The sequence below is a fragment of the Rhizobium sp. 01T444 genome (assembly GCF_056398305.1).
Window position 1 is genome coordinate 26846 of sequence record NZ_JBFTPD010000029.1, and the last position, 11447, is coordinate 38292.

Annotated in this window: 9 protein-coding genes and 1 pseudogene; 4 read left to right on the forward strand and 6 right to left on the reverse strand. The window is 60.3% G+C overall.

The genetic code is table 11. The features are described from left to right. The first annotated feature begins 81 nt into the window (after positions 1-81). A complete protein-coding gene (locus AC1DTN_RS29205; protein ID WP_113322550.1) occupies positions 82-1014 on the forward strand; it encodes a carbohydrate ABC transporter permease in 933 nt (310 codons plus the stop codon). 109 nt (positions 1015-1123) lie between these two features. Continuing rightward, positions 1124-2023: a carbohydrate ABC transporter permease gene (locus AC1DTN_RS29210; RefSeq protein ID WP_113322549.1), complete on the forward strand. Its 900-nt coding sequence runs from the start codon at positions 1124-1126 to the stop codon at positions 2021-2023. A 30-nt stretch (positions 2024-2053) separates the two neighbouring features. Here the strand turns inward: AC1DTN_RS29210 and AC1DTN_RS29215 are convergent, their stop codons facing one another. Next, the gene (locus tag AC1DTN_RS29215; protein ID WP_442206624.1) at positions 2054-2776 is read right to left on the reverse strand and encodes a ribonuclease activity regulator RraA; all 723 of its coding nucleotides are present in this window, start codon (positions 2774-2776) and stop codon (positions 2054-2056) included. 17 nt (positions 2777-2793) lie between these two features. Then, positions 2794-4530 carry an L-arabinonate dehydratase gene (gene araD / locus AC1DTN_RS29220; RefSeq protein WP_442206625.1) on the reverse strand — a complete coding sequence of 579 codons (1737 nt, stop codon included), beginning with the start codon at positions 4528-4530 and terminating at the stop codon, positions 2794-2796. Positions 4531-4686: 156 nt separating this feature from the next. On the opposite strand from araD, the gene AC1DTN_RS29225 reads away from it, so the two are divergent. After that, complete coding sequence (locus tag AC1DTN_RS29225) at positions 4687-5379, forward strand: GntR family transcriptional regulator (protein WP_113322547.1); 693 nt, start codon at positions 4687-4689, stop codon at positions 5377-5379. Here the strand turns inward: AC1DTN_RS29225 and AC1DTN_RS29230 are convergent. Then, positions 5342-6220, reverse strand: coding sequence for an SMP-30/gluconolactonase/LRE family protein (locus AC1DTN_RS29230; protein ID WP_477923740.1), 879 nt, complete (start codon positions 6218-6220; stop codon positions 5342-5344). The genes AC1DTN_RS29225 and AC1DTN_RS29230 overlap by 38 nt on opposite strands. A 261-nt stretch (positions 6221-6481) precedes the next feature. Between AC1DTN_RS29230 and AC1DTN_RS29235 the strand changes: the two genes are divergently transcribed. Beyond that, the gene (locus AC1DTN_RS29235; protein ID WP_442206659.1) at positions 6482-6724 is read left to right on the forward strand and encodes a hypothetical protein; all 243 of its coding nucleotides are present in this window, start codon (positions 6482-6484) and stop codon (positions 6722-6724) included. Positions 6725-6799: 75 nt separating this feature from the next. Here AC1DTN_RS29235 and AC1DTN_RS29240 read toward each other — a convergent pair whose 3' ends face one another. The 3 genes and pseudogenes from AC1DTN_RS29240 to AC1DTN_RS29250 all read right to left on the reverse strand — a co-directional run. Continuing rightward, positions 6800-7480 (reverse strand): peroxiredoxin-like family protein, encoded by a 681-nt coding sequence (locus AC1DTN_RS29240; RefSeq protein ID WP_113325555.1) that lies wholly within the window; start codon positions 7478-7480, stop codon positions 6800-6802. 73 nt (positions 7481-7553) lie between these two features. Continuing rightward, entirely contained in the window at positions 7554-10802 is a 3249-nt protein-coding gene (locus AC1DTN_RS29245; RefSeq protein ID WP_477923742.1) for an adenylate/guanylate cyclase domain-containing protein, read from the reverse strand. 173 nt (positions 10803-10975) lie between these two features. Beyond that, a pseudogene (locus AC1DTN_RS29250) lies at positions 10976-11150 on the reverse strand (histidine/lysine/arginine/ornithine ABC transporter ATP-binding protein); the annotation flags it as partial. Between the last annotated feature and the right edge of the window lie 297 nt (positions 11151-11447).

The window sequence follows — 11447 nt, forward strand, 5'->3', positions numbered from 1 at the left end:
TCCTATTTTTCCAAGACTTGCGGCATGCCGGAAACGACGTGCCGCAAGTCTCTAGGGCATATCGCAATCTGGAGATAAGCAATGTCGACGGTGAATTCCGGAGATACGCGCGGACCGACATCCTCGCTCCTGCAGAACAACAACGTGCTCGGCTTCCTGTTCATGCTGCCGGCGGCGGTCTTCCTGGTCTGCTTCCTGACCTATCCGCTGGGGCTCGGCGTCTGGCTCGGCTTCACCGATACGCGCATCGGCCGCGACGGTATCTTCATCGGGTTGGAGAACTACCAATACCTGATGGAGGATGACGTCTTCTGGCTGTCGGTCTTCAACACCGTCCTCTACACCTTCGTCGCTTCGATACTGAAATTCGTGCTTGGTCTCTGGCTGGCGCTGCTTCTGAACCAACATTTGCCGTTCAAGAGCTTCTTCCGGGCGATCGTGCTTCTGCCCTGGGTCGTGCCGACCGTTTTGTCCGCCCTGGCCTTCTGGTGGATCTACGATTCCCAGTTTTCGATCATTTCCTGGTCGCTGATGGAGCTTGGTCTCATCGACGCGCCGATCAACTTCCTCGGTGATCCCACAAATGCGCGCATTTCAGTCATTATCGCCAATGTCTGGCGCGGCATTCCCTTCGTGGCGATCTCGCTGCTTGCCGGCCTGCAGACCATTCCGGTCTCGCTACAGGAGGCAGCGTCGCTTGACGGGGCGACCAGCTGGCAGCGCTTCCGCTATGTGACGCTGCCGATGTTGACGCCGATTATCGCCGTCGTGATGACATTCTCAGTGCTCTTCACCTTCACGGATTTCCAGCTCATCTACGTGCTGACCAAGGGCGGGCCGGTCAACGCCACGCATCTGATGGCAACATTGTCCTTTCAGCGCGGAATTCCCGGCGGCCAGCTCGGCGAGGGTGCCGCGATCGCAGTCGCGATGATCCCCTTCCTGCTCGGCGCGATCATGTTCAGCTTCTTTGGCCTGCAGCGCCGCAAATGGCAGCAGGGCGGACAGGATTAGGGAAATTCCAGCAAAAGCGTGCAGCGGTCTTGCGTCAGAATTGCGTGAAAACAAAGAGACAGGGCATTTCCATGGATCGAAGAAACGGAAATGCTCTAGGGAGGAAGATATGTCGACCAATTCCAACACCGCCAATGTCGTCCTGACCGACAATGCCGAAGGTATGAGCTACCTGAACCGCCTGCCACGGCGGGTGGTGATGCTCTACCTGCCGATGGCGGTTTTCGTCTTCGTGCTGCTCTTCCCATTCTACTGGATGGCGGTCACCGCGGTGAAGCCGAACGAACAACTGACCGACTACAGCAATTACAGCCCGTTCTGGGTGGTCGGGCCGACGCTTGCACATATCAAATATCTGTTCCTCGAAACGTCCTATCCGGGCTGGATGTGGAACACGATCCTCGTCGCAGTCTGCTCGACCCTCCTGTCGCTTGTTGCGTCGGTCTTCGGCGCCTATGCGATCGAGCGCGTGCGCTTCACCGGCTCCCGTTCCATCGGCCTCGTCATCTTCCTTGCCTATCTCGTGCCGCCGTCGATCCTGTTCATTCCGCTTGCCTTCATCGTCTTCAAGCTCGGGATCTATGACTCGCGGCTCGCGCTGATCTTCACCTATCCGACCTTCCTCATTCCCTTCTGCACCTGGCTTTTGATGGGTTACTTCCGCTCGATCCCGTTCGAACTGGAAGAAAGCGCACTGGTGGATGGCGCCAATCGCTGGCAGATCCTGACGAAGATCATCCTGCCATTGGCAGTGCCCGGCCTGATCTCGGCCGGCATCTTCGCCTTCACTCTGTCGTGGAACGAGTTCATCTACGCCCTGACCTTCATCCAGTCGTCGGAGAACAAGACGATCCCCGTTGGGGTGCTGACGGAGTTGGTGCGTGGCGATGTGTTCGAATGGGGATCGCTGATGGCGGGAGCTCTCTTCGGCTCGCTGCCCGTCGTCATCCTCTATTCATTCTTCGTGGACTATTACGTCTCGTCGATGACAGGCGCCGTCAAGGAATGAAAAAGGGGCAAAAGCTGCTCCTTTTCGCTCCTAACGGTTATTCCTCTTACGCCATTGCGCAAACTTTTCGCGCGGTGCTTCGCTGGTCGCCGGGTAGAGCCCGATGATGGTCGCGCCGCCGAGCACCTCCTCGGTAACGAAATCCTCGTAGGCCGTCATCTCGACGGCCTCGTCGGCGATTTCCTCCGCAAGATACAGGGGGATGACCACGACGCCCTCATTGTCGCCGACCACAACGTCGCCGGGGAAGACAGGAACATCGCCGCAGCCGATCGGGACATTGATCTCGATCGCCTGATGCAGGGTCAGGTTGGTCGGCGCCGAAGGCCGGTGATGATAGGCAGGAATATCGAGACCGGCGATTTCGGGGCTGTCGCGGAAACCACCGTCGGTCACGACGCCGGCAACACCGCGCACCTGCAGGCGCGAGACGAGGATCGAGCCGGCGGAGGCAGCACGCGCATCCCGCCGGCTATCCATGATCAATACGGCGCCCGGCGGGCAGCGCTCGACGGCGGCGCGCTGGGGATGTTCCGGATTGCGGAAGACATCAAGCGTGTTCAGGTCTTCGCGCGCCGGGATATAGCGCAGCGTGAAAGCCTGACCGACCATGTTGGTCTTCTTCGGTGAGAGCGGGCGCACGTCCTGGATGAACTGGTTACGCAGGCCGCGTTTGAAAAGAGCGGTACAAAGGGTCGCAGTCGAAACGCCCTTCAGCTTCTCACGCGTCTGCTGGCTCAAAGTGGTGGTCATATCTTGTCCTCCTGAAATCAATAGATATCCGGCTCGTCGGGGGTGGGGCCAAAGCCGGTTTCCAGAAAATCGAAATCGCAGCCCCTATCGGCCTGGGCGATGTGGCGTGCAAACATCCAGCCATAGCCGCGGCCAAACTTTTCCGCCGGCTTGACCCAGGCTGCACGGCGGCGCGCCAGTTCATCATCGTCGACAAGCATGTCGATACGGCGGGCTTCAAGATCGAGGCGAACGATATCGCCGGTTTTCAACAAAGCGAGCGGGCCGCCCACATGCGATTCCGGCGAAATATGCAATATGCATGCGCCGTAGCTCGTACCGCTCATGCGTGCATCCGAGAGGCGCAGCATGTCGCGATAGCCCTTCTTCAGCAGCGCCTTCGGCATTGGCAACATGCCCCATTCCGGCATACCAGGGCCGCCCTGCGGGCCGGCGCCACGCAGAACCATGACGTGATCCGGGGTAATGTCGAGGGTTTCGTCGTCGACAGCCTTCTTCATATCCGGATAGCTGTCGAAGACGAGGGCGGGGCCCTCATGCTTGTGAAAGCGCGGATCGCAGGCCGCGGGTTTGATGACGGCGCCGGTCGGTGCAAGATTGCCTTTCAGCACCGCGAGCGACCCCTCATGGTAGAGCGGATTGTCGAGAGAGCGGATGACATCGTCATTATAACATCTGGCACCCTCAAGCGTTTCGCCGAGTGTTGCACCGGTGACCGTCATCGTCGAGAGATCGAGCTTGGAGGAGAGCTTTGCCATCAGCGCCCTCAGGCCGCCGGCATAATAAAAATCCTCCATCAGATAGGTCTTGCCGGTCGGGCGGATATTGGCGAGCACAGGCGTTGTACGGCCTGCATGGTCGAGATCGTCAAGCGTCAGCGGTATGCCTGCACGGCGTGCCATCGCGACCAGATGCACGATGGCATTGGTGGAACAGCCTGTCGCCATGGCGACCGTCACGGCATTGTCGACTGCCGCCTGTGTAACGATCTTAGCGGGCACGAGGTCTTCGAAGACCATCTCGACGATGCGCCGGCCGACCGCCGACGACATGCGGATATGGTTGGAATCGGCGGCCGGAATGGAACTCGCACCCGGCAGCGTCAGCCCGAGCGCTTCGGCGATTGCCGTCATCGTGCTCGCCGTGCCCATAGTCATGCAGTGGCCGTAAGAGCGGGCGATGCCGGCCTCCACCTCGACCCACTCGGTTTCGGAAATCGTGCCGGCACGGCGCTCGTCCCAGAATTTCCATGCATCCGAACCGGAGCCCAGATATTCACCGCGATAATTGCCGCGCAGCATCGGGCCAGCCGGCAGGTAGATCATCGGTAGGCCCATGCTGAGCGCACCCATGACAAGACCGGGAGTCGTCTTGTCGCAGCCGCCCATCAGCACCGCACCATCGACCGGATGTGAACGCAGCAGTTCTTCCGCCTCCATGGCGAGCAAGTTGCGATAGAGCATGGTCGTCGGCTTGACGTAGCTTTCCGACAGCGACAGTGCCGGCAGTTCGAGCGGGAAGCCGCCGGCCTGGAAGATGCCGCGCTTCACATCCTCGACGCGATGCTTGAAATGCGCATGGCAGGGGTTGGCATCTGACCAGGTGTTGAGGATGGCGATGACGGGTTTGCCAGCCCATTCCTCCGGCGCGTAGCCCATCTGCATGGTGCGCGAACGGTGGCCTGAACTTCTGAGGTCATCGGGCGCGAACCATCTGGCGCTGCGCAGCTTGGAAGGTGTCTTCCTGGCCTTCATTGTTTTGAAGTCCTGTCTCGAACTGAAGAAAATGCCGTCCCGTTTCTGGCGCAACGGCTTTGCATTGGCTTAACTAAAGCACTAATGTATCAGTGCATCAAGTCACAAAATATGTTTAAACGGTCGGCAGTGCTTCGACAGGATGGATGGCCAGACGTGAAAGTTAACCGGACGCAATTTGCCCTCGACCGAACGCGCCAGGTCGCGCCGCAAATTCTTGAAATCCTTCGTTCCCGCATTCTCTCCATGGATCTGACGCCGACAACGGTTCTGTCCCGCATCGCGCTGCAGAGCGAGTTCAATGTCAGCCAGACGCCGGTGCGCGACGCCCTGATACGGCTTGAAGAGGAGGGACTGGTCGAGGTCTATCCGCAATATGCGACTGTTGTCGCCAAGATCGATATCGACCACGCCACCCAGGCGCATTTCCTCAGGCTGTCGATCGAACTCGAGGCGGTCCGCCGGCTGACGCTCGAAAGCCCGGCCGAGACGGCGCAGGTATTGGAGCGGGTGCTTCGGCAACAGGAGGCGGTGGCCTCGGCGGATCAGTTTGACCAGTTCGATTCATTCGACAGGGATTTCCATCGCACGCTCTTTGAGCGCAGCGGCATTCTGGGCCTCTGGGCAACGGTGCGGCGTCTGAGCGTCCATCTCGACAGGCTGCGCCGCCTCAACCTGCCGATGCCCGGCAAGTTGGAGACGGTGCTTGCCGATCATCGTGCGATCATTGAAGCGGTTCGCTCCGGCGAGCCTGAATGGGCGGTCGCGGCCATGCGCAAGCACCTGTCCGGCACGCTGTCGATCATCGATCTCATCTGCGAACAATATCCCGATTTCGTCCAGCGCTAAGGACAGCCTCAGGGAGCAGGCAGCGCAGCAGATGGCCGGAGGCGTCGCTCTGCTCCGGATCGGCCATGCGTCGCGTGGTGACGAAGACCGTGCGCGGCATTGTCCGGTTCATCACGAGCTTGGTCGGGTGGGTTACCGGTAGCTCCACCGGCTCAAGCGGCTCACTCGATGGCGCAAAGCGCAGCAACTGCGAGCCGCCGACACCGGCAATCCAGTAGACGCCGTCCTCATCGACGAATGCGCCATCGGGCCGTCCAGCAAAGGCATGCGTGGTCGCAAAGACCCGCCGGTTGGACGGCGTGCCGGTGGCAAGATCGTAGTCGCAGGCCCAGATGGCCTGAACCGAAGGATGGGAATCGGAAAAATACATTCTCTGCCGTATCGGATCGAAGGCCAGGCCATTCGGTGTCCAGAAATCTTCGAAGACCCGGCGGTGGCTAAAATCGGGCTCGATGCAGAAGATTGCTCCCGCTGGCGCTGCCATCTCCCGCTGCATCGTGCCGGCCCAGAGCCGGCCGGCGGGGTCGAGCGTCCCATCGTTGAAGCGGACATCCGCGCGGCTTTCCGGCGCGCAGACGCGCTTGAACAGGCCTGTCCGCTGATCAAAGAGGAAAATGCCGGTCGCAAGGCCTGCGAGCAACGTTCCATCTGTCCGCAACGCGATGCAGCCGACTGCTTCGGGTGCGTCCCATGTCGAGGTCTTGCCGGTTGCCGAATCGGTGCGAAGCAGCCTGCGGCCATCGGTATCAACCCACCAGATGCAATTTTCATTCTCCGACCAGACCGGGCTCTCGCCGAGATGCGCCCAGTGGTCGGAGAAGACTTCGAATGTGATCGTCATTTCGCCCCAGGCTTGCCTCGCCGTGTCCGCACCAAAAGAAGGGAATTCTGGATCAAAAAAAATCGTAATTCTAGCTAAGCTTATTGGAATTCCAAAATCGTATTCTCAAACGCCGACTGCGTAGGACCAATAACTTAAGTAGGTGCCCGCGACCTGCGTTTCCAGTTTCAGCCCTGCGATGACATCCAAACTAATTGAGATTTTATCCAAACGAACGGGATTTTGGCGTGGGCGGCGGACAAGGATCCTCTGGGGAACGACGTGAGCATTACCATCAAGACTGGCCTTATGGCGCTCGCCCTGCTTGGTTCGACGGCACTGACCGCGGTCACGGCCCAGGCAGCCGACAAGGAAATCAGCTGGATCTATTGCGGCGACACGATCCTCAGGGATGAGGTTTGCGCGGCAGCTTTTTACGCGACGGGTGGTAGCGGCTGTCAGGACTGCGGGTGTGGGATCCGCCACGATGAATGGTTGTGTTTTCCCCATCCATGTTCTCGGTAACCAGAAGATCGGTCACCATCAGTCCTTCAAGCGACGACATAATCTTGTCGTCGCTTGTCGCACCAGCAATTCGTCTCAGACTGCCATGTTCGAAGCTGCCGACATCACCTCCCGCGGGGCGGGGCCGCCGAACATATGGCGGCCACCATCCTCGACTTCGGTGAAACACCAACGCACGACGCCATCTCGATCGAGCAGAAATTCGCCGACAAGTTGGCCGTGGCCGGTGGCGATCATCTGCGTGTCGTCCTCGGTGAATTCATAGCCATCCGCCTTGTCGAGATATTCCACCGCCTCCATCACGCCCATGGGCGCCGGAAGCTCGCCCGGCATGTCGATCTGCATCGAGGACACAGTGCTCATGCTGACTTTGTGCGGCCAGTCGTTCTCGTTTTCCGTGAACTGAAGGTTCGGCAGGCCGAAGGCCTTGTGCGATACCCGTTCCGGATCGGAAGCCGCCAGCAGATTGGGAAGCGGGTGGTAGCGGAAATAGAGGCGGGCGCGATCGATCGGCGTGTTGACGACGGTCAGGCTATCGATGCCTTTCTCCTGTAGGGCATTGGTGAGTTCGGCCATAGCGGCGATCTGCCGGCGACAGAAGGGGCAATGCAGTCCGCGGAACAACCCGACGAGCACCGGCTTCTGGCCGCGAAAATCGTCAATAGCGATCTTGCCCTGGCGGGTGATCGCATCCAGCACTACGTTCGGCGCGCGATCTCCTGGCTGCAATGGTTTTGCTACGTGGTTCTCCTGCATCTTTCATTCCTCCCTTTATGCGTTGGATACGATTCTCCTCATCGATCTCCTGCAGTCGTTGCAACGGGGACAGTCAGTCGAGGAACGGCAATACGACGAGCGTGGCTGGATCGAGGTTGTGGCGGATGCATACATCCTGTGCCAGCGTGAAATACCGTTCCGCCTCGTCTATGTCGTCATGCTCGAGGCTGAGTGTCGCCAGACCATCATAGCACGGAAAGAGCAATTGCGGCTCGTCAATTTCCTTCGCAACCTCAAGGGCTTCCTCGTAATACTTACGAGCTAGCTTCGGCTGCCCATGGCACTGATGAATCTGGGCGAGCACAATCAGCGGCACGGAGAGATGATCGCGCTGATCGAGCGCCCGGTCGATTTCGACGGCCTTTTCCGCCGCCGGCACGCCTTCGGCGGCGCAGCGATCGGTGAAAGTGCAGCAGGAGACTGCGAGATTGGCGAGAAGGCGCGCCTGGAAGCCGAGATCGCCGATACGGGTCGCCACCTCTAGTCCGCGCCGGCAGATCCTGATGGCGTTGCCCGGATCGACGATGGTGTAGAGGACACCGAGATTGGAATAGGCGCGACAGGCGGCACTTTGTAGATCGGCCTTTTCGGCGACGGAAAGACTGTGTTCCACTTCCTGCACGGCATCGCGCCGCCGCCCGAGCCGCGCAAGTGCGACACCCTTGGTGTTCAGCGCCTCCGCCATCGCGCGCGCTGCCTCCCGTCCGGCCTCAGTCGTTCCGTCGATCGGTAGCGTTTGCAGGCGTTGTAGGGCTTGCGTGGCCCACTCGGCGGCAGCGGCCTGATCCCCCATGCGGAAGGCCAGATGACCGCGCTCCTGTAGAAGATGCGCATGTTCGACCGGCGCATCGATCGCCGCGATCAGTGCTTCAGCCTCGGCGCAATGTGTCTCCGCTTGATCGCGGCGCCCGGCATCGAGATGCAGGCGGCCGATCTTTCGCAGTATCCTAGCTGCGGCGATAGGGTCGTCCTTGGAGCGATGGATCGCAAGCGCGCATTGGTAATGGTTCAAGGCAGCGTCGCGCAGACCGGCCGGGCCGCAGAGATCGGCAAGGCGCTCCAGGAGTGCCGGTTGCTCCGGCGTCACCTCCGCTTCGTTTGCGAAGGCAGCAAGCGCCTGGCGGTAAAGGCGCATCGCATCGTCATTGGCGTAGGTCTTGCGCGCCAGATCGCCCGCCGCCATCAGATAGGCTGCTCCCTTGGCTCTTTCGGTGGTTAGGCTGAAGTGGTGGCCGAGCAGCGCCAGATGCTCGGGCCGGTCGGGAGAGGCGCCATATTGGCGTTCCAGAAACTGGCCGATCCGTCGATGAAGCTCCATGCGTCTTTGCAGCAGGAGATTATGGTAGATGACGTCATGCATCAGCGTCTGGCTGAATCGATAGCCCGGCGATACAGCGGCATCGGGGCCGCGCAGTTCCTCGATGATATTGGCGTCGCAGAGGTAATCCAATGCAGCATCGATGCCGGCCGGATCGGTGGCGACGGTGCGCAGGAGCGCGGTATCGAACTTCGGTCCCACCACCGCCGCCTCTTGCGCCGACCGCCTTATCTCCTGCGGCAGACGATCGACGCGGGCAAGCAGCAGCGCTTGCAGATTGACCGGGATATCGACATCCATGTCTTCGGCCGCAACATGCCAGTGCTGACCGTCATGATGCAACGTGCCAATGTCGATCAGTCCCCGAAGGATTTCCTCGATGAAAAGCGGATTTCCACTGGCCCGCTCAAGGATGCGCTTTCGCATCGAGATCGGCAGCTTTCCGTGAGCCTCGCCGAAAAACGCGGCAAGCAGCTTCTGCCCGTCGGCTGCCATGAGCGGACCAAGGCGTTGCACGGTGACGCTGACACGATCGGAATTCAGCGGGTCGGTCTGCGATGTCGGCCGGTAGATCGCAAGCAGCATCAGCCGGCTGCGCTCCAGCCGGTCCATCATGAAGCGAAGCACTTCCAGCGAGGCGGCGTCCGCCCAATGCAGATCCTCGATAACGAGCAGCAGCGGACCCTGTCCCAGCCGCCGCTCGAAGACGGTGCGGACCGCATAGAAGATCTGCCGCCGCAACTGCTCCGGCTCGATATGCCGCAACGCGCCGTCGGGGTCACCGAGGCCGAGGACATGCAGGAAGAGCGGCAAAAGCCCCTCGACTTCCTCCTGCGTGAAATCCAACGCGCGAAACCCCGTCGACAGCAGTTGCCGCGTCCTGTCGGGATCATCCCGCTCGCCGACGCTGTAGGCGCTCCGCACCACGGCGGCAAGCGTACCATAGGATTGTTCGCCGAGGGGAGAGCAAGTGGCTTTGCGAATGGCGAGGCCCGGGAAACGGCCGGCATTGCCGGCGATTGTCACGAATTCATTCGCCAGGCGTGATTTGCCGATGCCCGCTTCGCTGATCAAGCGAACAAGCTGTGCCGTGCCGCCGCAGGCAAGATCGAGGCATGTCAGCAACCGCGACAGTTCCGCGTCCCGTCCGATCATCGGCGCTTGCAGGCCGAAACTTTCAAGCCCCCGCGCGGTATGCGGCGCTTCCAGGAGCCCTGTCAGTCGATGGACATGGACGTTACCACTTTTGCCCCGCAGTGTCTGTGCGCCGAGACTATCGAAGGCAAAGGCATGACGGGTGAGGCGATAGGTCAGCGGCCCGACGAGGATGTCGTTTTCGCCGGCCATGGACTGCAGGCGCTGTGCCGTATTCACCGTGTCGCCGGTGACAGAATAGGACTTTGCGCCAACCGCACCGAAACCGCCGGTGACGACAGGTCCGCTATTGATGCCGATATGCAGCCGCAGCGGTACGCGGGCGCGTGAACGCCAGCGCGTGCCGACCTCGGTGGCCCGATCGATCATGTCGAGCGCCGCGTTAAGCGCTCGGATCGGATCGTCCTCATGCGCCACAGGCGCGCCGAACAACGCCAGCAGCGCATCGCCGACGAACTTGTCGACGAAGCCTCCATAAGTTTCAACCGCCCGGGTCATCTCTTCGAACAATTCGTTCTGCAGCGCCCGCATGACTTCGGGGTCGATCTGCTCGCTCAGAGTGGTGAAGCCGCAGAGATCGGCAAAGAGCACGGTCACCGGCCGCCGATCGGCATCGCTGTCTGATTTTTCCGGTACCGCCACCTCGGTACTTGACTTCAGGACGGGCTGCATTTTGCTGGCAAGCGACGCGCCGCAACGGGGGCAGAAGGCGAAATCGGGCTGACATGAGTAGCCGCAGCCAGCACACAAGAGCGGCTGCTTTGCGCCGCATCGCGGACAGAAAGCAAAACCCCTTTGAATGTCGAAACCGCAGCCGGCGCATTCCATCGCACGCGTCTCACGACGAGCCCACTTTGTTCGGCTGATCAGCCGCTACTGGCGGGCTTCAAAAGCGAAGACAAGCATGAACCTGCTGCCACTTGCCTGCAAGCACTAAACAAGTGGTCGGATTGACGTGTCAGCGTTGAATATCAGGCTGCGAACGGGATCTGAAGCGCACGTCAAACGGCGTCGCCTCGCCCTGACAGAAACTGCCGAAATCGTTCGGATTTCGGCTGCGTGAAAAGCTCGGCAGGCGCGCCGGCTTCTTCGATGACACCCTCGTGAAGAAACTTTATTGGAAACGTCGCGCGCAAACGCCATCTCGTGCGTCACGATCAGCATAGTGCGGCCATCGGGACCGTCGACCACCGTCACCACCTTCATCGAATTCTCCTCTTCTTCCGAACGGGGATCATAAGTGGAAAATCCCAGGTCTGAATGGCCCAATTTGACGGGGGCACGTCATGCTACGCAAAGAGGTTCTAAAGCGCTAATGCATCAATATATCACTACGACATGCGTCGGTAGGCGGTCACTTGCCGAACCCGGGGTGAACTGAAGAAGGTGAGGCAGTGCTGGCTGGTTGGCAGGTGTGAGGATCGCGACTTGTGGCGAGCGCGGCCCGAAGGCGGAACGCGAAGTCCTAGGGCA

Excerpts from the sequence above, each read along its gene's own strand:
- AC1DTN_RS29205 (WP_113322550.1), top strand. The coding sequence starts at position 82 with ATGTCGACGGTGAATTCCGGAGATACGCGCGGACCGACATCCTCGCTC.
- AC1DTN_RS29210 (WP_113322549.1), top strand. The coding sequence starts at position 1,124 with ATGTCGACCAATTCCAACACCGCCAATGTCGTCCTGACCGACAATGCC.
- AC1DTN_RS29215 (WP_442206624.1), bottom strand. The coding sequence starts at position 2,776 with ATGACCACCACTTTGAGCCAGCAGACGCGTGAGAAGCTGAAGGGCGTT.
- araD (WP_442206625.1), bottom strand. The coding sequence starts at position 4,530 with ATGAAGGCCAGGAAGACACCTTCCAAGCTGCGCAGCGCCAGATGGTTC.
- AC1DTN_RS29230 (WP_477923740.1), bottom strand. The coding sequence starts at position 6,220 with ATGACGATCACATTCGAAGTCTTCTCCGACCACTGGGCGCATCTCGGC.
- AC1DTN_RS29240 (WP_113325555.1), bottom strand. The coding sequence starts at position 7,480 with ATGCAGGAGAACCACGTAGCAAAACCATTGCAGCCAGGAGATCGCGCG.
- AC1DTN_RS29245 (WP_477923742.1), bottom strand. The coding sequence starts at position 10,802 with ATGGAATGCGCCGGCTGCGGTTTCGACATTCAAAGGGGTTTTGCTTTC.